Source organism: Streptomyces sp. NPDC052064 (assembly GCF_055585925.1).
This window is the reverse complement of sequence record NZ_JBVJJE010000004.1, coordinates 140,090-160,836: the sequence shown is the minus strand read 5'-3', so window position 1 is coordinate 160,836 and position 20,747 is coordinate 140,090. Positions and strand designations below refer to the sequence as shown.

The 20,747-nt window shown below is 68.8% G+C and carries 15 protein-coding genes and 1 pseudogene; 2 read left to right on the top strand and 14 right to left on the bottom strand.

What is annotated here, in order from left to right; genetic code table 11:
* Positions 1-77: 77 nt before the first annotated feature.
* From ACZ6TU_RS11955 to eno, 11 genes are all read right to left on the bottom strand, one after another.
* A complete protein-coding gene (locus ACZ6TU_RS11955) occupies positions 78-1,070 on the bottom strand; it encodes an asparaginase (protein ID WP_469547971.1) in 993 nt (330 codons plus the stop codon).
* 63 nt (positions 1,071-1,133) lie between these two features.
* Positions 1,134-2,390 (bottom strand): MFS transporter, encoded by a 1,257-nt coding sequence (locus ACZ6TU_RS11950; protein WP_469547969.1) that lies wholly within the window; start codon positions 2,388-2,390, stop codon positions 1,134-1,136.
* Positions 2,391-2,417: 27 nt separating this feature from the next.
* Complete coding sequence (locus ACZ6TU_RS11945; protein WP_467668811.1) at positions 2,418-3,680, bottom strand: ATP-grasp domain-containing protein; 1,263 nt, start codon at positions 3,678-3,680, stop codon at positions 2,418-2,420.
* Between the two features lies 1 nt (position 3,681).
* The gene (locus ACZ6TU_RS11940; RefSeq protein ID WP_467668813.1) at positions 3,682-5,316 is read right to left on the bottom strand and encodes a thiamine pyrophosphate-binding protein; all 1,635 of its coding nucleotides are present in this window, start codon (positions 5,314-5,316) and stop codon (positions 3,682-3,684) included.
* Positions 5,313-6,521, bottom strand: a complete 1,209-nt coding sequence (locus ACZ6TU_RS11935) for a threonine synthase (protein ID WP_469547967.1) — start codon at positions 6,519-6,521, stop codon at positions 5,313-5,315. Before ACZ6TU_RS11935 ends, ACZ6TU_RS11940 begins: the two co-directional genes overlap by 4 nt.
* Positions 6,521-6,928, bottom strand: a complete 408-nt coding sequence (locus ACZ6TU_RS11930; RefSeq protein WP_469548442.1) for a DUF6917 domain-containing protein — start codon at positions 6,926-6,928, stop codon at positions 6,521-6,523. The genes ACZ6TU_RS11935 and ACZ6TU_RS11930 overlap by 1 nt, the downstream gene beginning before the upstream one ends.
* A 201-nt stretch (positions 6,929-7,129) precedes the next feature.
* Positions 7,130-8,968, bottom strand: coding sequence for a carbamoyltransferase family protein (locus ACZ6TU_RS11925; protein WP_469547965.1), 1,839 nt, complete (start codon positions 8,966-8,968; stop codon positions 7,130-7,132).
* Entirely contained in the window at positions 8,968-11,121 is a 2,154-nt protein-coding gene (locus ACZ6TU_RS11920) for an iron-containing redox enzyme family protein (protein ID WP_467668821.1), read from the bottom strand. The genes ACZ6TU_RS11925 and ACZ6TU_RS11920 overlap by 1 nt, the downstream gene beginning before the upstream one ends.
* Before the next feature lie 130 nt (positions 11,122-11,251).
* Positions 11,252-12,247, bottom strand: a complete 996-nt coding sequence (locus ACZ6TU_RS11915) for an SGNH/GDSL hydrolase family protein (protein WP_467668823.1) — start codon at positions 12,245-12,247, stop codon at positions 11,252-11,254.
* Positions 12,248-12,290: 43 nt separating this feature from the next.
* Positions 12,291-13,553 carry an ATP-grasp domain-containing protein gene (locus tag ACZ6TU_RS11910; RefSeq protein WP_469547962.1) on the bottom strand — a complete coding sequence of 421 codons (1,263 nt, stop codon included), beginning with the start codon at positions 13,551-13,553 and terminating at the stop codon, positions 12,291-12,293.
* A 49-nt stretch (positions 13,554-13,602) separates the two neighbouring features.
* Complete coding sequence (eno, locus tag ACZ6TU_RS11905) at positions 13,603-14,886, bottom strand: phosphopyruvate hydratase (RefSeq protein ID WP_467668827.1); 1,284 nt, start codon at positions 14,884-14,886, stop codon at positions 13,603-13,605.
* A 1,013-nt stretch (positions 14,887-15,899) separates the two neighbouring features.
* On the opposite strand from eno, the pseudogene ACZ6TU_RS11900 reads away from it, so the two are divergent.
* Positions 15,900-16,430: pseudogene (locus ACZ6TU_RS11900) on the top strand (TIGR02678 family protein); the annotation flags it as partial.
* Between the two features lie 358 nt (positions 16,431-16,788).
* On the opposite strand, the gene ACZ6TU_RS11895 reads toward ACZ6TU_RS11900, so the two are convergent.
* Positions 16,789-17,775 carry a ketopantoate reductase family protein gene (locus tag ACZ6TU_RS11895; RefSeq protein ID WP_469547960.1) on the bottom strand — a complete coding sequence of 329 codons (987 nt, stop codon included), beginning with the start codon at positions 17,773-17,775 and terminating at the stop codon, positions 16,789-16,791.
* A gap of 125 nt (positions 17,776-17,900) precedes the next feature.
* Between ACZ6TU_RS11895 and ACZ6TU_RS11890 the strand changes: the two genes are divergently transcribed.
* Positions 17,901-18,527, top strand: coding sequence for an RraA family protein (locus tag ACZ6TU_RS11890; RefSeq protein WP_469547958.1), 627 nt, complete (start codon positions 17,901-17,903; stop codon positions 18,525-18,527).
* Here ACZ6TU_RS11890 and uppS read toward each other — a convergent pair.
* On the bottom strand, positions 18,505-20,283 hold the full coding sequence (gene uppS, locus ACZ6TU_RS11885) for a polyprenyl diphosphate synthase (RefSeq protein ID WP_469547956.1): 1,779 nt from the start codon (positions 20,281-20,283) through the stop codon (positions 18,505-18,507). The two genes, ACZ6TU_RS11890 and uppS, sit on opposite strands and share 23 nt — an antisense overlap.
* Before the next feature lie 129 nt (positions 20,284-20,412).
* Positions 20,413-20,562, bottom strand: coding sequence for a hypothetical protein (locus ACZ6TU_RS11880; RefSeq protein ID WP_467668834.1), 150 nt, complete (start codon positions 20,560-20,562; stop codon positions 20,413-20,415).
* Positions 20,563-20,747: the final 185 nt, after the last annotated feature.

The window sequence follows — 20,747 nt, the reverse complement described above, 5'->3', positions numbered from 1 at the left end:
AGCTGGCCGCGGGCCCGCTGGGGCACCCGGGACGTCTTGACGGACAGCGGTGTCCGTTGTCCGGTGGTGGTGAGCCCTTACAGCAGCGTGCGCAGGTGGGCGACCGGCCGGCCGCCACCCCACAGCTGTGGCGAGAGAAGCTCCTCGACGGTGCTCCTGGCCGAGGCGGGCACTGGCAGCCCGGCGAACTCGGTGAACGCACGCAGCGCCACCGGCATGGAGGCGCGGCTCGCGCCGTCGTCGATCTTCACCGCCACCGCCCCGGCTCGCGGCGAGGCCAGCAGGTGCAGGCCCTCGGCCCCCAGCTTCACCAGCAGGCCCGGAACAGCCGTCATCGCCCGAGCGTCGATCTGGTCGGTGCCCTCGACCAACTGCGGGTGGGCGCGCATCGCGTCGGCAACCTCCCGCTCCTGGGTGCCCTTGGGGGCCTCGACCAGACGGGCCATCGCGCGCGCCAGGCCGGTCAGGCTCACGGCGAAGATCGGCACACCGCACCCGTCGATACCGGTCGCGGTGACCGGCTCGCTCGACAGCTCCTCGACCACGGACGCGGCCAGCTGCTGCAGCGGGTGGTCGAGCTCCCGGTAGGTCTCGGTGTCCCAGCCGTTGGCCGCACACGCCGCGAGCATCGCCGCGTGCTTGCCCGAACAAGCCATGTACACCTGCCGCGGCCCGGCTCCGGCGGCGATCAGCGCCCGGTGGGCGGCCGGGTCGCCGGGCAGGTCCGCCGGGCACTGGAGCGCGTCCCCGCCGAGCCCCGCGCCCGACAGGATCGCCTCGACCTGCGCCACGTGCATCGGCTCGCCCCGGTGGCTGGCCGCGGCGACCGCCAGTTCGGCGGCGCTGCCGGGCTTCCACCCCGCGCGCAGCATCGCGACGGCGAGCACCGGCTTGACGGCCGAGCGCGGGAAGACCGGAGAGGCCGCGTCACCGACCGACTTAACCAGTACGCCCGCGGGATCGACGACCGCGACGGAGCCGCGGTGGAAACTCTCGACGAAACCGGAACGGACGAGCTCGGCGACGTTTTCCCCGCCACGGTATGCGGCGGCGGGAGGTTCAGGGCTCACTCGGGGAACTCCTTGCGAAATCGGTGTGATGGCTACGTGGAAACCAGACGGATCAGCTGGCCGTCAGGCCACTGTGGAAGAATTTTCCAGGGGATCCCCCGGTGCTTTCGAGGTCGCCTGCTCTCGATAGATGTGCCGGGTGCGCTCGGCCCAGCGCACGGTCGCCGGCTGGACAAGTCCCGCCACCAGAAAGAGCAGGCCCACGATGTACCAGCCCGGTTTCCCCAGTCCGATGCACAGGGAAGTGAGCAGGGCGGGACCGAAGCTTTCAGCCAGACCGAGCCCGATGCCGAACACGCCGAGATACTGCCCCTGAGAGTGGCTCGGCGCCAGCTCGAAGGAAATCTCGAATCCGCCGGCGGCCTGCCACAACTCGCCGACGCTGTGCACGACGGTGGCGATGACCAGCATGATGACGGCAACCCACGTGGGGACCCCGGCGGACCAGGCAATGGCCACGCACGAGATGAGGAAGGCGACCCCGGACCGGCGCAGGGCGAGTCCTGCCGCCCGGGGGCTGCCGACGCCTTTGCTGGCGCGCACCTGAAAGAGCACGACAATGGCGGTATTGGCGATGACGATGGCCGATATGAGCCAGCGCGGTGCGGAGGTCTGACTGACCAGCCACAGCGGAATGGCCACCGTCAGCACCCGGTACTGGATGGACAGAATGCCGTCCAGCAGAGACAGGGCGATATAGGGGCGATCCCTCAGAGCCAGCCAGCGTGGTCCTTCCGTCGGAACTTCCGGTGGTACCGGCGGAAGGTAGAGCATGATCGCGGCGGAGGCCAGGAGTAGGACCGCGTTGCCGACGACGATGAGGAGATAGGCGCTGCGCGTATCGGCCTGGGCGGCCCATCCTGCCACCGCGGCACCCACGGAGATCCCGACATTGGTGACGGATTGAATGTAGGCGCGGAACTCCTGCGGTCGCCGGCCTCCGTAGCGGCGGATGAGCGGGCCACGTGCGATGAGGCCCGCTCCCTGAGCGGCGGCGGCCAGACTCGCCACCACGAGGAATGGCCAGAAGCTGCTCACCAGGCAGAAGCCCGCAGTCGCGAGGCCGCCGAGCACCAGGCTTGCCACATAGATGCCCCGGGCCCCGCGACGGTCGGCCAGATAACCAGCAAAGACCCCGATAGCCACCGATATGAAACCAGCAACGCTGAGCCCGATGCCCACTTGTTTAACGGGAAGATGTGCCGACCTCGTGAAATACAACACACCCGCGGTGAGGAATATTCCCTTTCCGATGGTGCCGACCAGCGTCGCAAGCGCCAGAACGCGGCGTGGCCTGGTGTCGGGAAGTAGTGGAGACATAGGTGGCTACACAATCTTGCGTATTAGTTACCGAACATGGAACCGGAGAGTCTGATTGATGTTCCGCTGCTTCTCGAGAATGTCCTCACGGGATTCCCCCGTGAAGATCACGTGTCCGTGGGCCTGCCAGACCCGCGGCGGCACATCGACGTGCTCGCCGAGCTGGCGGTAGATCATGACCTCCGAGACGCTGTCACTGGCTTCCAGACTTTCGACTCCGTCGACAGCGACGAGCTCACCGGGCTCCTCCGCGAAATGCAGCGAGAAGCCGACGTGCCGGAAGTTCTCGCTGTCCACGACGACATCGGCGTCCGCGCCCAGCGAAACCTTGGTGAGGACCTCGACCATGTCGACGCCGGTCGACAGCAGCACACTCTGGTACACCGGGCCGCCGCCCAGGCGTGCGCCGGTCTCCAGAATGTAGGGCTCACCTTCCGGCGAGACCCGGAACTCGGTGTGTGTGGCGCCCTGAGTGATGCCGAGCCCCTCGTGGGCCAGCGCCGTGAACTTCTTCACCTTCTCCAGCGTCTCGCCCGTCAGCACGGTCGGAGTCGCGTAGAACGTCTCCTCGAAGAAGGGGCCGTCCATCGGCGCCGGCTTGTCGTGAACAGCGACAACGGTCGTCTCGCCGTTCTGTACATAGCTCTCGACGCTGATCTCATCACCGGTGAGGAACTCTTCGAGGAGAATCCCTTCTGAGTACCGCGACTTGAGGAAAAACAGCGGGTCGTAGTCAAACCCGGCCCAGGCGCCCTGTCGGATCTCCTCGAAATGCTCGGCCAGCTCCTCCGGGCTGTCGACTCGGCGGACGAACATGCTGCCGCCCCCGATGATGGGCTTCATGACCAGGGGGTACTTGATGGACTGGGCGGCCTCCTGGGCCTCCTCGACCGAGGACGCGAGCGCGAAGCGCGGCTGCGAGATACCCACGGTCTCGAAGGCGCTGCGCATGCTCAGCTTGTCACGGCTCTTCGCGGCCGTCTCAGGAGAGATGTACGGAAGGCCGAGTTCTGCGGCGACCGCGGCCGCGGCCGGCACACTGTGCTCAACGAACGCGATCACGCCCGCTATGGGCTCGGACTCTTCCTTGGCGATCTCCACACACCGGGCGACGGTGGCATCGAGGTCGCCGGTGGGCGCGGCGTAGACCGCGTCGACGTACTCGTGCTCCCAGCTGGGCTGCTCCACGACGACGATCGCCCGGTGGCCCAGCGCGTGGGCGGTTTCCGCCGCTTTGGCGAGGTGCTTGCGGCGGCTCGCGTTGCGGGTGTGCAGGATCATCAGGGTCATTTCAGCGCACCTTTCGAATTGCTATTGCCATGTCCGGCGAGACTTCGTCGACCGACGTGTCGAGCACGAGGACGGCCGGGCCCTGTCGGGAGAAGAAGGACGCGATCTCCGAGGCGTCGCGGTCCGGGTCGTCGCAGGCCATCACAGGCAGGCCGATCGCCGCACAGATGGTGGGCCAATCGATCCGGTGGAAATCACGGCTGACCGCGGCGGCTCCGTGATGGTGGATGGCGTGTTGGTCAATCAGATTGAGCCGTCCGTTGTCGAGGACGGTGATCTTCACGTTGAGACCGAGGCGCTCGATGGTCTCCAACTCGCCGATGGACATGGTGAGTCCGCCGTCGCCGACCAGGGTCCACACCGTCGCGTCGGGGCGTGCCACGGCCGCACCGACGGACGCGGGGATCGCATAGCCGAGGCTTCCGGTCCCGCGCGGGGTGATGAGTCGCTGCGGTGGCGTCAGGCGCAGCAGCGCGCCGAACCAGCCGCTCGCGACGCTGGCCTCGCCGACGCAGACGTCCCGGCCGGACAGCTCCGCGTCGACCGTTGCCACCAGGGAGGCGGTGCCGGTCTTCGACCAGTTGCCGGCGGTGGTGGTCGACGGACGGGGGCCGCTGTAGGACCACTCTCCCAGCTCGTCGGTGAGTAGCTTGAGGCCGTCGGCGATGTCCTCGCGTAGCACGCAGCCGCGCAGCGGGTCGGCGTCCTCGATCGCCGGGTCGTCGTCGATCCGGACGAGGAACTGGTCGGGCGACGGCCACGCATACTGGTTGGTCGACTTGTCGCCCATCTTGGAGCCCGCGTAGAGGACGACCTCGCAGCCGCTGATGTACTCGTTGGCGGGCGTGTCGCCCTTCGACCCGACCACCCGGGGAAGGTCGCTGCCGACCTCGGAGAGGACGCCCTTGCCGTTGAGCGTGGTGAACACCGGGATGCCGAACCGGTCGACGAACTCCCGGAGGGCCTCGGCGGCGCCCGCCGCGTGGCAGCCGCCACCGGCGATCAGGGCGACGCTCGCACCGCGCCCGACCGCTTCGGCGGCCCGCGCGACCGCGCCGTCGGCCGTGGCGGCCGAGTCCGCGGGCGCCGTCGCGCCTGCCGCGGCGGACGGCGCATCCAGCAGCGTCGGGTCGGCCTCGGCCTCCAGGACGTCGGGGGCGATCTCCACGACGACCGGGCCGCGGCGGGGCCGCTCCGCGAGGGTGAGCGCGGCGTCGATGACGCCCAGTGCGCCCCGCTGCTCACGGACCACGTAGATGTGCTTCGCGACGCTGTCGAAGAGCCGCGCGTGCTCGACCTGTCCTGTTGCCCACGGCCGCGGGGTGCTCTTGCTGGGCCCCGAGGTGATCAGCACCAGCGGCGTGCCGCTGTTGTAGGCCTCCAGGAGGGCCGGGGTGGCGTAGGGAGAACCGATTCCTCCCGGGGCGTCGCAGACCGCGACGCCCCCGCTGATCCGGGCGTACGCCTCGGCCGCGTAGGCCGCTCCCCTGGGGCACCGGCCGACGACGTGGGTGAGCTCGTCGTTCCGCTGGAAGGCGGCGTACAGCGAGAGCGAGGTCTCGCCGGGGTATCCGAAGACCCGGGAGACGCCGCGCTCCGCCAGCCTGCGGGCGATCTCGTCCGCGACCGTGGTCATGAGGCCACGGCCAGGATGTTCGTCGGCGTGGGCAGCATGGGCCGATCCGCACCGGTGAGGATGATGAGCAGGTCGCTGTCCTTCTCGAGGGAGCCTTCCTGCGCCATCCGCATCGCGCCCGCGAGGCACGCGGCGGCCGCGTAGCAGGCGTCGAAGCCAAGTGACTTCAGCAGCCCCTTGGCCATGTGCATGTCCTGCGTCTGGGCAGCCACCAGGGCGCCGCCCGTGTTGAGGGCCATCGAGCGCAGGTAGGGGTAGGTGTTCGTCGGGTCGCCCCGCTGGATGGCGTGGGCCAGTCCCTCGGGATTCTCGACGATGTCCTCCTCCGCGATCGCGGCGCGGCCCGCGTTCCACGCGCTGACCATGGGGGCGCAGCTGTCCTCCTGCACGCCGACGAAAGCCGGCAGGCTCTCCAGGAGGCCGAGGTGGTTCATCTCCACGGCGCCCTTGTAGCCGCCGAGCAGGCCCATGCCGCTGCTGATGGCCTGGAAGACGTGGGTCGGCGCCGACGGCATCTGCTGGTAGGCCTCGATGTAGGACATCTTGAGGCCCTCGCGGCGGGCATAGTTGAAGAAGCCGCCCTCCCAGAAGTACCCGTTCTCCTTGGCGAACTTCTGGGCGGCCGCGCCCGCACCGACGAACGTGCCGGCGACGGCATGCGTGTCGATCTGGGGGTGGTCCGCGTAGTTCAGACGGTAGGCGAACCGTTCCCCCACGAAGATGTGGAGCTTGAAGCCCTGCACGAGGCTCATCGAGTTCGCATAGGCCATGGAGCTGTTGCCCGTGGAGGCCATGACGAACTCATTGACGCCGAGGCCCTTGAAGCGGCTCAGGCTGGCCGACGCGATGCGGTCCTTGGTCGATCGTGTCGGGTTGCGCGTCTCGTCCTTGATGTACACCGAACGGACGCCGAGGAGGCGGGCCAGCGCGGGCACGTCGGTGCAGGGGGTGTTGCCCTCGCCCAGCCAGGTGATGTCGTCCTCTTCGGCCACGGGCAGGACGTCCTTGTAGCGCCGCAGCGGGTTGGGGTTCGAGTCGAACAACCCGATCTCGGCCCGGTCGAGCGGGTACAGGACCTCGATCGCGCCCTTGCAGGAGGGACATCGGTGCGTCCTGTCGTCCGTCTCCTTCTCGCAGTCGAGGCAGAGGAAGACGGGACGGTCGTCCGGCAGGTGGTTCGCGTAGAGCTTCTGGTAGTCAAACATCAGGACCCCCCGGAATCCTTGTCTTCTCGCGGGCACGTGGCAACGGCCATTCCGACCTTCAGTCCGAGTGCGTGGCCGTTTCGGAGGTCCGCGCCCTCGACGAGAATGTTGTAGTGGTTCGGCATGTGGGTTTCGTCGAAACCGCTGATGGTGCCGAGCGTGCGCCCCTCGCTGACCAGGGCGTCGCCGACCGCGAGGACGCCCGACGTCTCGAAGGTGGCGAATCCGTAGTACTCGACGTGGTCGACGGGGTAACTGGGGCCGGGGCCCACGTTGATGAACTCGTGCACCTCACCCGCGCGAATGCACCGCGTCCGCCATGCCGACGGCTCGATGGCGCGGTCGCGCCGTGTGTGGTCCATGACCGCGGCCCAACGGAGCCGTAACGGTTCTCTACTGGTGAACATCATTCCCTGCTTCTCGGAAAATTCCGTGAGTGAGCGCCGTCAGCGCGGATTCATCGCGCGCGGCAGGTCCCAGGCCGAGGAACCCTGGTGGAAGCGCGGACCGAAACGGCTCGATCCCCGCAGTCGTCGGTACAGTGAAATCGGAACGAACACCGCGACGAACACCGCGGATGCTGCAAAACGCATGGAGACCATTCCTAGTCAGTCGAGCGGGATCTCGTCGCGCCAGTCGACGGATTCGGCGAACGGCGGCTGGTCGTCCTTGTGCAGTACGTGGCTGCCGAGGACGAGCACGTCCATCCCGGTGCGCATGAAGCAGCGGTAGGCGTCCTCGGGGGTGTGCACGATGGGCTCGCCGCGCACGTTGAACGACGTGTTCACCAGGACCGGGCAGCCGGTCGCCGCCTTGAAGGCGCTCAGGAGCCGGGCGTACGGGGCGTTGTCGCGCTCGGCAACGGTCTGCACCCGGGCAGAGAGGTCCACGTGCGTAATGGCGGGCAGCTCGGAACGGGCCTCGTTGATGCTGCCCAGGCCGCGGCTCGGCCCGCCGGGCTTCAGCGAGGCCTCGGTCTTGATCCGGTCCGCGACCTCGGCGACCACCAGCATGTACGGGCTGTCGCCGACCAGACCGAAGTAGTCCTTGGCGTCCTCGGCGAGGACGGCCGGCGCGAACGGCCGGAACGACTCGCGGAACTTGATCTTGAGGTTCATGCGCTTCTGCATGGACTGGTCGCGCGGGTCGCCGATGATCGACCGGGCGCCCAGGGCTCGGGGGCCGAATTCCATGCGTCCCTGGAACCAGCCCACCACGGCGCCGTCGGCCAGGTGGCCGGCCACCTCGTCGTACAGCTTGTCCGGCGGGAACGTGGTGAAGACGTAGCCGTTCTCCTGCAAGAACTTCTCGATCTCGCCGTCGGAGAAGCTCGGCCCGAGCAGCGCGCCGGACATGCCGTCGCCGCCGCCGGTCAGGTGCGGTCGGCCGTGCGCCGGAACCGAGTGGTCGAGTGCGGCGCCCAGCGCGCAGCCCGCGTCGCCGGCCGCCGGCTGGATCCACAGGTCGTCGACGATGCCGGAGCGGCTGAGCACGCCGTTGGCGACGCAGTTCAGGGCGACGCCGCCGGCCATGACGAGCGCGCGTTCGCCGGTCTGCTCGACCGCCGCCCGTGCCAGGCCCAGCACGATCTCCTCGGTGACCACCTGGACGGAGGCCGCCAGGTCGCAGTGGCGCTGCTCCAGTTCGCTCTCCGCGTCCCGGATCGGCGCGCCGAACAGCTCCTCGAAGGCGCGCCCGACCATGCGGCGGCCCTGGTGGAACTCGAAGTACCTCATGTTCAGCGTGAACGAGCCGTCGGGGCGGATGTGCACCAGTTCCCGGCGGATGACGTCCGCGTACCGCGGCTCGCCGTAGGGCGCCAGGCCCATCAGCTTGTACTCGCCGGAGTCGACCTTGAAGCCGCAGTAGTAGGTGAACGCCGAGTAGAGCATTCCCACCGAGTGCGGATAGGAGACCGAGTTGACCAGTTCCAGGGAGTTGCCGCGGCCGTGCCAGATCGTGGTGGTCTGCCATTCGCCGACGCCGTCGATCGTGAGCACCGCCGCGTTCTCGAACGGCGACGGGAAGAACGCCGATGCGGCGTGTGAGCGGTGGTGCTGCGAGGCGACGGCCCGCGGCGCAGTGCCGCGGCCCATCGCCACGAGCTCGGCGTCCACGAGCTTCAGGACGTCGCGCTTCCAGCGCAGCCATTCCGGCAGGACGGCCGAGAACGGTCGGAGGCCACGCGGGCCGGCGCTGGCGAACGAGGACAGCACCCGCCCGTACTTCAGGTTCGGGTCCTCGTAGTAGATGACGGCGTCGAGTTCTGCCAGGGATATCCCTGCGTGGTCCAGGCAGTACGCGATCGCGTCCGTCGGGAACGCGGAATCGTGTCGGACCCTGCTGAAACGCTCCTGCTGCGCGGCGGCGGCTACAACGCCGTCGCGTACCAACGCGGCCGCGCTGTCGTGATAGTAGGCCGAAATTCCCAGCGTATACATGGACATCAGGACACCCCCACCGGTGCGTGGTGGAACAGCGACCCGCCTTGCGATCGAGGTTTCCACGGAGTTGTAAGGAATCGGTCGCTGATCCGATCGGCGACCGTGGACGACGGCAGCGGGGCAAGCGACTCATAGCCGATGCGGATCCGCTCCCATTCGGTGGCGGACTCCGCCGGGGTCGACAGCTTCGACACCGTGCGCATGTGGGTGTCGATGGCGTCGGCGGCCCAGGCCGAGTGGCCGGTGGACACGTTGTCGATCGTGTTGTGCAGATCGACGAAGTGCGTGGAGAAGCCGTAGTGCTTCAGGAAGCGCCGGGCGGTGCGATAGCTGCCGCCGACGCCGGAGAGTTCCATCGCCAGGTTCATGCCGAGGATCTCCGGCATGAAGGTGTGCGGCAGCTTACCCAGGCACAGCCAGTAGACCGGCCGCTCCAGCGACTCCTCGCGGAACCGGGTGTCGTAGGCGAACTCCCGGCTGCCGGTGGGCGCGAGCTCTATGCCCATCTCCCGCAGCACGTCGCGGTAGATCTTGGGGTGGTTGAGCTCGATGTCGCCGTTGCCCAGCTCGTCCCAGTACGTCTCGAACAGCGGGAAACCGTACCGGGTGGTGGCGAGCCCCGCGTCGGTGAAGCCCTGCAGCCACGAACCGTCGATCAGCGTCAGCGGCGCCAGCTGCAGGGTCTCGTCGATGACCTGCTCGCGGGTCGGCATGTCGCCCAACCTGCCGGTCTCGAACTCGACGCCGTGCTTGTCGTGCATGTCCAGCAGCCAGGGACGCAGTCCGGCGGACGTCCACCGCTCGGGCAGCGAACGGTCCGTGCGGCCCAGCGACCGCTTCGCCCGGGCCAGCCAGCGGTTCACGTACCGGAGGGCGAAGTCGCGGGTGCCCGGGGCCAGCACGCGTCCCTGCAGCACGAAGTACGCCTCGCGGACATCGGTCGGCACCACGCCCGCCTCGGCCGTCCGGTCGAGGAGGCCGGGGGCCGGCGCGCTCGGGACCCGCGCGGCCGACGGCGGCGCGGGCTCCGGCTCGGAGTCGGCCAGCGAGTCGATCCACTTCGAGATCACCTCGACGTCGTCGGCCGAGAAGACCCGGAACATCGGGCCCTTCGGGCCGATCAGGCCGTTGACCAGCGAGCTGCGCTCGGCGTTGCCCGGCTTGACCATGCGGGTCGCGGCCAGCTTCTTCAGCAGCGGACCTGGGTCGGTCTTAGCCCGCTCCAGCAGCTCGGAAAGCGAGTCTCCGTCGCCCATCCGGAAGTTCTGGTGGTAGACGGCGCCTTCTCGGGCCCGCTCCCGGATCAGTTGTTCCATCGCACGCTGCGGGTGCAGCGCGGCGCGGGCCTCGTCGAGCAGCAGCTCGTTCCACGACCGCAGGGCGTCGAGCATCCAGGCCGCGCCGAACGCGACCTGGCGGCGCGCGGCCTCGCCGGTCGCGCAGAACTTCTCGGCCACGCCACGCGAGAGGTCCTGGGGCGCCGTGATGTCGGTGGCCCCCGTGGACTGCGCCAGGTCCAGGCGCGCCCACTCGGCCGGGGCGCCATCGCTGGCGCGGAGCGCCTCCCAGCAGGGGAGCATGCCGATGGAACGCAGCACTACATCGATGCCGACGATCAGAGGCGCGAACTCGTCGCTGCGTCGGCTGATCGCGAACAAGGCCGCGGGCAGTGCGAACATGTGGTCCCGGACCGGCCGCTCGGCGGCCAGTTCGTCGGCGTCCACAGCCAGTTCGGGACGGCCGTACTGCGTCGCGAGGGCTTTGAAGGCGTCGTAGCGCGACGAGCGCGGCCCGCCGACGCCGATGTCGTCGGCTAATAGGGCCAGGATCCTGAGGTGGACCTCGTCCTCGAAGACCCCGGGTGCGCTCATGCCCTGCAGCCACGCCCCGAGCGTCGAGGCGAGGGGCCCGGACTGGCGGAGCAGCGCGTGCGCCAGGGTTCTTGATGCCTCGGTCCGGTCGGCAGAGTCTGTTAACTCTCGATAGGCGCTGCCCTGTTCGTTCCGCCACGAGGAGGCCTCGTCGAGCGTGACGGACAGGTTCGGAGGATCGGTCTCGGGATCAACAGACGCGACCTCGGCCATGAGTGTCTGGATCACGGTGGTGCCCAGAAAGATCTCCGGGTCGACACACCGGCGGTACGTCTCACGCCACATTGGGTGCTCTCTTGCTGTGCTCGACCGGCCTCAGAACATCGGGTAAATGGATGCGTCCGGCTTCTTGGACTTCTTCCGGCGAAAAATGCGGCCGATCAAGGATTTGATGAACGACATGCGGGCTCCAGGGTTAGATGTTTTCCAAGATCTTGCTGGCAACGAAATCATGACCGTGGTCGGTCAGGTGGATCCGGTCGATAAAGAGCCACTGGTCCTGCTGGGCGGAATCGGCCAGGATGGGACTGAAGTTGACGAAGTCGATGCCCATTTCCTTCGCGCCCTGCTCCAGCATCGCCGCGTATTCGATGTTCACCTCGCGGCTCAGAATGTCGCCGTACATCGCGGCGAAACCGCCGTGCTGCTCAAGCTCGTCGAAGATGAGTTCCTCTTCCCGACTCCCCTTGTCGCGCACCCAGCCCGACAGCGGCTGAAGGATGTAGGTGATCTTCGCGCCCCAGGTGGAGGCCAGGGCCTTCCAGCCGCTCAGGTGCCGCAGCGTGAGGTCGGCGGCGTAGGTGATCTGCTCGTCGATGCTCGGCGCGGCCGGCGCGGGCGCTTCCTTCTCCCGACGCAGCAGACTGCGCATCGAGGACTTCGTCTTCGCGTGCTGAGCGAAGATGTCCTGGTACGTCGTGTACTGGAAGAAGGTGCCGTGGTCCTCCTCCCGCATCTGCGGCATGCGGGCCAGGCTCAGGTTGTTGAACCCGGAGAACAGCACGATCTCGTCCACCTTCGGCAGCAGGTGGCGATAGAGCGTGAGCAGGAGGAGCTCCTGTGTCGAGTTGAAGCTGCGGCCGCCGAAGTTGAGCCAGGTACCGGGCCGGTCGTCGTGGGCGTTCAGCCGCGAGGGCAGCGTCCAGGCGTCGGAGCTGGCACCGATGCCGAAGACGGTGGAACTGCCGGCCAGGAGCCGTACCGACTCGGCGTCCCCCTGGTCGGCCACCGAATAGCTGCGGTCGCCGTCCGTGGCGTACCGGAAACCGATCGAGTCGGTGTTTACCACGTCCGAACGATGCGATTGTGGGTGGAAGAAGAGAAGATGCGGGAGCCAGCGGATCTCGCCCTTGCTCGTGAATTTGTCCTCATAGCCCGCAAGATACGGCGCCAGTTCGTTCCTGATTTTCACTGATAACTCCTCAGGTGACACGCCCGGACCCTCGTCGAAAGCATTATTCGATCTCGATCCTGAGGGACTTCACAAGCTCGTCGAAGGTCTCAACGAGTCCGTTGTCACTGTCAGCGGTAAAGATCACATGGCCATGCGACTGCCAGACGCGCGGCGGAACATCGACAAAGTCCCCCACCTTCCGGTAGAGCGAGAGCTCATGCACGCGGGGATTGCGGCAGGCTTCTTCCACCCCGCTGATCCCACTGATCCGCCCGGCCTTCTCCGCGAAGAACAGGTAGAAACCGGCAGGCGTGGGCTTGGGTTTGGGAGTGAGATCCGGTGTTCGGCCAGACGCTACATCGAGCACCGCCGCGACCATGTCGACCCCGGTGCTCAACAGAACCGACTGGTAGACCGGCCCGCCCCCGAGTCGCGCCGCCGTCTCCAGGATCTTCGGCGTGCCATCTCTCTGGACCCGGAACTCCGTGTGAACGGCTCCCGTCTGGATGCCGACGGCCCGGTGCGAGGCAGCGGTGAGCTCGACGATCCGCTCTTGCACCTCCGCCGGCAGCCGGCTGGGGGTCGCGTAGTGGACGTCGACGAAGTAGGGGCCCTCCATGGCGAGGGGCTTGTCATGGATGGCGACCACGTGGGCCCGGCCATCGACGACCATCGACTCGACGCTGACCTCCGCGCCCGGTAGGTACTCCTCCAGCAGGATGGCCGAGTCATAAGTTTCTACCATCCAGGCGTACAGCGGATTGTGCGCGATTCCGGACCAGGCGCCGCGCTGCACCACCGGGAAGTGCTCGGTGAGTTCGGCGACGTCATCCACCCGCCGGAAGTAGCCGCTGTCGTTGTCGATGAGCGGCTTCAGCACCAGCGGGAAGCCGATGCGGGCGGCCTGCGTCACGGCCTCGTCCAGCGTCCGGGCCAGTCCGTAGGCCGGCTGCGGCACGTTCCCCGAGGCGAAGGCCTCGCGCATGGCGTACTTGTCGCGCACCGTGCGCGCCGCCTGTTCGCCGACGAAGGGAAGTCCCAGGTCGGCGGCGACCGCGGCGGCGGCGGGCACGCTGTGCCCGACTAACGCCGCGACCGCCCGGATGGGTTCCTGCTCCGTCGCCGCGAGCGCGCGTACCGCGGCGACCGAGGCCTCGATGTCCGAGGTGTCCACCGACACCACGACGTCGGCGAACTCCTTCTCCCAGGTCGGATCCTTCACGACGACAAGAAGCCGGTCACCGTTCTTCTTCGCGTACTCTGCGGCTTTCGCCAGGTGGCCGCGACGGCTGGCGTTGGATTTGTGGAGTAAGAGGATGCTCAATCTCTACATTTCTTTCCGGGCACGACGACCGCGGCCGTGGCTCCCATGTTCAGCTGATGCCGTTGAAGAACTTCACTCCGCCGTAGACCGACTCGGATCCCAGCTCCTCCTCGATCCGGATCAGCTGGTTGTACTTGGCCGTTCGGTCGGCCCGCGACAGCGAACCCGTTTTGATCTGACCGCAGTTGAGGGCGACCGCGAGATCGGCGATGGTCGTGTCCTCGGTCTCGCCCGAGCGGTGCGACATCACCACGGAGTAGCCGGCGCGGAAGGCTGTGTTCGCTGTGTCCAGCATTTCCGTCAGGGTGCCGATCTGGTTCACCTTGACCAGGATCGAGTTGGCGATGCCCCGGTCAATGCCGTCCTGGAGCAGGCGGACGTTGGTGCAGAAGACGTCGTCGCCGACCAGCTGGCAGGTGGAGCCGATGGCGTCGGTGAGGTACTTCCAGCCCTCGAAGTCGTCCTGGGCCATGCCGTCCTCGATCGACACGATCGGGAATCGGGACGTCAGGTCGGTGAGGTAGTCGGCGTGCTCGGTGACCGACCGGACGCGGTTCTCGCCCGCGTAGTGGTAGGCCCCGTCGCGGTAGAACTCGGAGGATGCGGGGTCCAGCAGCAACGCGACGTCGTGGCCGGGCCGGAATCCGCTCTTTTCGATGGCCTTGACGATGAACTCGAGTGCCTCGTCCGCCGTAGCCAGGTCGGGCGCGAACCCGCCCTCGTCGCCGACATTGGTGTTGTGTCCGGCAGCGCGGAGAAGGCTCCGCAGGGTGTGGAAGACCTCGGAGCCGATACGGACGGCCTCGGCCATCGAGGTCGCACCCACCGGCGCGATCATGAATTCCTGGAAATCAAGCGCATTGTCGGCGTGGACGCCACCGTTGATGATATTGATCATCGGGGTCGGGAGAACATGAGCGAAAGTGCCGCCGACATAGCGGTACAGGGGCATTTCGTGCGACGCGGCCGCTGCCTTGGCGACCGCGAGCGAGACGCCCAGCGTAGCGTTGGCCCCGAGGCGCCCCTTGTTTTCCGTCCCGTCGAGCTCGATCATCAGCCGGTCCACAGTGGACTGTGCTTCAGCCGGAAGCCCGTGCACCGCCTCCGCGATTTCTCCGTTTACTGCAGCAACCGCCCGCGTGACACCCTTTCCCCGGAAACGGGAGGGGTCGGAGTCGCGGAGTTCGACCGCTTCCCGGGTACCAGTCGAGGCGCCGGAGGGCACCGCGGCCCTGCCCAGGGAGCCGTCGGCCAGGCGAACGTCCACCTCGACAGTGGGATTGCCACGGCTATCGACGATTTCGCGTGCGGACACGCCAGTGATGTCAGACATTCCACTCCTACGCTGCGTCTCACATTTTCATGCCGGATGAGTCACCACACAGCATTGCTGGTGTGGCGCGCCAGAGGCACTTCCTGCCACAACCTCAGCCGGTCAGCGGTGGGTTGGGCGCTGCTGACCTGGAATGACGGTACGGAATTGGACCGTAACAACGATCGACTGACCAGATCGCTCGTCATCGAGTCGTATCTGCCTGTCGCGCGCAGACTCCGCAGGAGTCTGCAAGAGACTCCGCCGACCACGCTGCGGGCGGCAGAGCTTCACCCCGATCGATTCGCGGAAGAATTGCGGTATATCGTGCACGTCATCCGGCACGGACGACTTCCGGAACTTCCATGCGCTCCCACAACAACGCTCAGGCAACTCAATGGGAGACGAATGCAGCCTTCCACATCGAAGGGCCAAGCTCCTAATTCACCGCGCGGCGGATCCAGGTGTCCGTGCAGTTGCCATCTAACCACACGCCCCCTGGGTGAGACGATTCGGGGTTTCCGTCCGGGGCTCGTGCGCTCTCACCTGGCGATATGGGCAACTCGCCTGCGGACATGCGCTGATAGCCCGCTTGTCCGTCTCTGGATGTGACGAACGCGACCTCTCGAAGACGTTGATCAAAATAGGGGTCGCGTTCGCGCGCCTTCCTCCCTGAATGACGTCCCGCACGGCCACCGCGGGGACATCGGCTTGCCCGAACTCGCCTCGCTTTCCGAGGTGTTGGACCGCCTCTCGGTCCCAACGGGGGGAATCCGTCCTGCCCTACGTCGACCCTCGACGACGCCTTCGGGGTATGTGCTGGCCACCCGTGATCTGCTGACCCTGGACGATCCGTGGAACGACTGATCGTGGACACCGGCGGTCTCTGGCCGCCTACCGGCAGCTGCGCTCTGCGGCTCAGGCGGCGCAGTGCTGGAGGCCGAGCGTGTGGCCGGGCCTGGCCGTCCTGAGGGAGGACGCCCGCCGTGAGCGCGGCGGCCGGTATGGCGGTCCCGTGCTGATCGACGCGCTGCTTGCGCAACACCGGCTGGTCGCTGCGCGTGGACGCGGAGGTCGCCCGGTTGCGCAAGGCACCTGGCGCCCCCGCCGACGCCACCCACCGGGCCCGCGAGGCGTCCCGCGCCGGTGCGCCGTTCACCCGCCGCCGCTATGTGCTGCTGTGCCTGGCGCTCGCCGTACTGGAGCGCGGGGAGGCGCAGATCGCGCTCGGCCGTCTCGCCGAACAGGTGGTGCTGGAGGCCGCCGACCCGCAACTGGCCGCGACAGGGATCGCGTTCAGGCTGGAGCGGCGCGACGAGCGACTGGACCTCGCCGCCGTCGTACGGCTGCTGCTGCGCCACGGCGTGCTGCGGCGGGTCGCCGGGGACGAGGATGCTTACGTCAGCGGGACGGGCGATGTGCTCTACGACGTCCAACGCCGCGTCCTGGCCGGACTGCTGGCCGCCCGCCACGACCCCGAGGCGCTCGGCGTGTACCTGCGGCTGATCGAGCGGTCGAAGGAGCCGACGGGTGACCGCGCCTACGAGCACCTGGCACGGCTGCTCCAGGCTGCCCGTGACTGCCATCGCGCGCTGGGGACCGAGGACGCGTTCACCCTCTTTCTCGCCGACCTGCGGATGGAACTGAAACACAGGCGGAAGCAGGGCCGGCTCTCCCCGTCGGACGTTCTCCTCACAGGAGGGCTCTGCGGACCGCCAGGGGACACGCAGGGGACGGAAGGGCCCGGAAGGATCAGGAAGGCTGGCGCAGAGCCAGAACGGCAAAGAGCATCTGACCTGCGGTTACAGGAAGATCGAGGCAAGCTTGGGGACGGATCGGAAGAGCTGAAAAGGACTCATGATCCGTCGGCCGTGGGTTCGAGTTCCACCCGCCCCACCAGGCGCTACACGCGCAGAGCCGTTTTCATACGGCTTCGATGTGCCTGCTCAGTTCCTCGGCCGTCACGCTGCCCGGCTCCCGGCTCCGGCCAACGCTCTCCCGGGCGGCGTGCTGCAGGGCCGCGTTCACCGGGGTGGGCACGCCGTGCTCCCGGCCGAGCAGCACGATCTCCCCGTTGAGGTAGTCCGTCTCGATCGATCCCGCGCCTCGCGCCAGGCTCTGCCAGGACGAGCCGCGAGTGCGTTCGCCGGCGATCGGCTGCGGGTCGACCGTCCCGCTGCGCAGCTCGGTGATCTCGGACTCGCTCGCGTAGGCGATGCCCGCGGCGTCGAGGACCGCGGCGCCCTCGGCCTTCGCCCGGACGATCAGATCCCGCGCCGTGGCGTCCGAGGCGGAGCCGCACACGGCCTCGACCACGTTGGCGAGGAGTTTGCCGTACTTCCAGCGCATCACGTCCGTCACCACCGGAGCCAGCAAGTGGGCCTTCTCCAGGTCGTCCGCGATCCGCCGGGCGGTCTCGTCCGAGCCCGTCCCGTACCGGCCGATGACCAGGGCGCCGGTGTACGGGCCGCAGGGCGCGACGACCTCACCCGGGTTCAGGTAGGTGCTGGGCAGGATGACGCACATGCCGTACACCTCGTGGAAGCGGCGCAGCGCCAGGCGCTCGTTCTCCACTCCGTTCTGGGCGCACACCAGAGGCAGGCGTTCGCCCGCCGTGCCGCCGCCCGCCACCGGCCGCGCGGCCCAGGTGTCCAAGGCGGCCACGCTGTCCTGGGTCTTGACGGCGAGTACGAGCACGTCGTCCTCACGCAGTTCGACGTCCTCCGGCCGTGCCACGGCGGGCACGTCGAGGGTGAGCGTGCCGGTGGGGACCTTCAGCCGCAGCCCGTCGTCGCGCAGCGCCTCGAAGTGCGCGCCGCGGGCGACCAGGACGACGGACCGGCCGCTTTCGTGCAACCGCCCCCCGATCGAACCGCCGACCGCCCCGGACCCGATGAAGATGTAGCGCATTCCGCTCCCCCTTGGTACGACGTCGCCACCGTACCCCGCAGGCGTACTACTCCGGCCCGGCCTGCCGTGATCACTGGCTGGAACCAAGTGGCGTGGGCTGGTGCCTTGTTGCTTGGATTCCCGGTGTGACTTCTCCGTTCAAGGACGTTCCTCCCACCACCCTCGCCGACCTGCTGGGCCGTGCACAGGTCATGGACACCGGCATCCGTCCGCTGTGGAACTCGCCCCGCATCGCGGGTCCCGCGTACACCGTGCGGTGCGTGCCCGGCGACAACCTGATGCTGCACGCCGCGATCTACCGCGCCGAGCCCGGCTCCGTCATCGTCGTGGAATCGGGCGACGTGGACTACGCGCTGGCCGGCGGCAATGTGTGCGCCGTCGCCCAGCGCCGCGGTGTCGCGGCCTTCGTGGTCGACGGTGTCATCCGTGATCTCGGCGAGGTGCGCGAGGCGGGCTTTCCCGTCTTCTCGCGCGGTGTCATCCCGATCCCCGGAACCAAGAAGGAGGTCGGTGCGCTCGGTGAGCCGGCCCGCGTCGGCGGCGTGCTCGTGCACCCCGGTGACATCGTGGTCGCCGACGAGGAAGGCATCGTCGTCACGCCCGCCGCCCGACGGGAGGAGATCCTCGCGGCGGCTCGGGCGAAACTGGCCAAGGAGGCCGAGGAATCCCTCGACGCCTGGGAGGCGAACCACCGTGCCCGCATCGACAAGGCGCTGAGCGACCAGGGCTTCACCGACCCGGTCGCTCCGTAAGACCCCGGACCTGCGCATCGCCCTGAGTGCCCACCGGAGCGGTGCCGTGGCGGCGTTGGCGGTGGGTGTACGTGGTGATCGCCCGCCACAGGTGGCGGCGGTCGGTGTCGGGCCAGAGGTCCGGCGTGAAGTGCAGCTCGGCGTAGGCCGTGTGCCAGGGCAGGAAGTTGGAGATGCGCTGCTCGTTGCCGGTGCGCCAGAGCAGGTCGACGTCCGGCATGTCCGGACGGGGCAGGTACCGCGCGAAGTCCTCCTCGCCGATCAGGTCGGGATCGAGATGGCCGGCCCGGGCCCGGCGGGCGAGGGCGGCGGCGGTGCGGGTGAGCTCGTCGCGGCCGCCGTAGTCGATGCACATCGTCAGCGTCAGGCCGGTGCGGGTGCGGGTGCCGCGCTCCCGCAGGTCGAGGAGGTCGGCCAGGTCGGGCGGCAGGCGGCCGGTGCGGCCGTGCCAGCGCAGCCGGACGTCGAGGTCGCGGAAGGGGTCGTCGACGACCTCGCGGCGCAGGAGGTCGAGGATCGCGTCGACCTCCTCCGGATCGCGGTGCCAGTTCTCGGTGGAGAAGGTGTAGAGCGTCAGGTGCCGCAGGCCGATGTCCAGGGCGCCGTGCACCACCTCGCGGACGGCGGCGGCGCCGGCCCGGTGCCCCTCGTGCCGGGGCAGGCCGCGCTGCTGGGCCCAGCGGCCGTTGCCATCCATGATCACGGCGACGTGGGCGGGGAGCCGGCCCGGCGGGACGTCCGGGGGCCGATGGCCGTCGGGGTGCGGTGGCGGGGGCCGGAAGCCACGGGTGCGTGACGTCCGGTCGGCCGGGGGCGGGCTGCCGTGCCCGGCGGGCGGTGCGGGGGGCACCGTCAGCGGAGTCAGGCTCCAGGCCAGGGCGGCGCGGGACCGGGCGGGGACGAGGATGCGGGCCCGGGTGCGGAGCGGGGGCCGGGGCGGGTGCCGCAGGAGGGCCGGGCCGGCGGAGCCGATCGTGTCGAGCTGGGCGCGCAGCAGGGCGGCCATGGTGTGCAGGACGGTGGCGGGCCCGGGGTGCATGCCGCGGCTCAGGCCCTCCTGGCTCACCCACTGGCGGGCCAGGCCGGTCAGCTGCGTGACCAGGGCGGCGACGGCGGGGCTCCAGCGCCGGTGCGCCAGGTCGTCCGCGGCCCCGGGGAAGGGCCGCACGGCCTCGTCGGGCAGGAGGAGGTCGCCCTGGGCGAGGTCGGCGGACAGGTCGGTGAGGATGTCCGTGAGCCGGACGCCGTCGAGGAACTCCTCGTAGGTCTCCCGGGTGTCCAGACGGAGCGCCACGGGGACGCCGGCCCGGTCGAAGAGGGTGCGGACCTGGCCGAACCAGGGCAGCAGGTTGTCCCGGCCCCAGGTACGCCACGCGGCCCAGTCGGTGAAGTGTCTGCCGGAGGTGTCGTCCTGGACCTGGACCATGGCGCCGTGCAGTTCGGACAGGTCCAGGCGCCAGCGCGCCGCGGTGTCGACCAGGGCGTGGCGGACCGGGTCCGGGCTGGAGCCGGCGGGCAGTTCGCGGTGCAGGGCGGTGATCCACTCCTCGACCCGGGCGGCCCGTTCGGCGGCGGGCGCGGTGCGGTCGTCGCCCAGGTCGTCGAGCGCGTTGGCCGCCGCCCACAGGGCCCAGCAGGCCGGGCGCAGCGCAGCGGGCACCAGCTGGATCAGCGCGTACTCCGCCGGGTCCTGCTCCCTGGTCCGGCGCCGGCACAGCCCGTAGGCCGCCCGCAGCGCCGGATCGTCGTTGATCACCGCCCGTGCGGTGGTCGCTCGTCGGTCTGCCGGTCGTGTGTTCGCGCGAGGCACATCGCTCACAACGAGGACGGCACGTCCAGGTTGTGCGACGGGCGAGTGGGCTAGTGCATGTGGGTCGGGGTGCCGCTAGGAACCGGTCTCGTCGTCCTCGGTGGCCGTGTCGTCGCGGTCGCCCTCGGCCTGGGACGGCGTGGGGTGCGGTGGCGCGGTGCGGTCGGGCGTGTCCTGCTGGTCGTCGCGGTCGCCCTCGGCCTGGGACGGGGTGTGATCGCTCATCGGGATGCCTCCTGCCGGTGCCGGTGGGACCGGGGCGGCCGTGCGCTGCGCTCCGGCCGTGGCCGGCCGAGTACCCCGGTGGGCTGCGGAGCACCGTGGCCGGGGCGAGCGGCCCGGGTGGAGGCGGGCCAGGGCCCGGCCCCGCGCGGGTGGGAAGACGAGCGCTGTGACCGGCGGGGAGCGGG

Excerpts from the sequence above, each read along its gene's own strand:
- ACZ6TU_RS11950 (WP_469547969.1), bottom strand. The coding sequence starts at position 2,390 with ATGTCTCCACTACTTCCCGACACCAGGCCACGCCGCGTTCTGGCGCTT.
- ACZ6TU_RS11945 (WP_467668811.1), bottom strand. The coding sequence starts at position 3,680 with ATGACCCTGATGATCCTGCACACCCGCAACGCGAGCCGCCGCAAGCAC.
- ACZ6TU_RS11940 (WP_467668813.1), bottom strand. The coding sequence starts at position 5,316 with ATGACCACGGTCGCGGACGAGATCGCCCGCAGGCTGGCGGAGCGCGGC.
- ACZ6TU_RS11935 (WP_469547967.1), bottom strand. The coding sequence starts at position 6,521 with ATGTTTGACTACCAGAAGCTCTACGCGAACCACCTGCCGGACGACCGT.
- ACZ6TU_RS11930 (WP_469548442.1), bottom strand. The coding sequence starts at position 6,928 with ATGTTCACCAGTAGAGAACCGTTACGGCTCCGTTGGGCCGCGGTCATG.
- ACZ6TU_RS11925 (WP_469547965.1), bottom strand. The coding sequence starts at position 8,968 with ATGTCCATGTATACGCTGGGAATTTCGGCCTACTATCACGACAGCGCG.
- ACZ6TU_RS11920 (WP_467668821.1), bottom strand. The coding sequence starts at position 11,121 with ATGTGGCGTGAGACGTACCGCCGGTGTGTCGACCCGGAGATCTTTCTG.
- eno (WP_467668827.1), bottom strand. The coding sequence starts at position 14,886 with ATGTCTGACATCACTGGCGTGTCCGCACGCGAAATCGTCGATAGCCGT.
- ACZ6TU_RS11895 (WP_469547960.1), bottom strand. The coding sequence starts at position 17,775 with ATGCGCTACATCTTCATCGGGTCCGGGGCGGTCGGCGGTTCGATCGGG.
- ACZ6TU_RS11880 (WP_467668834.1), bottom strand. The coding sequence starts at position 20,562 with ATGAGCGATCACACCCCGTCCCAGGCCGAGGGCGACCGCGACGACCAG.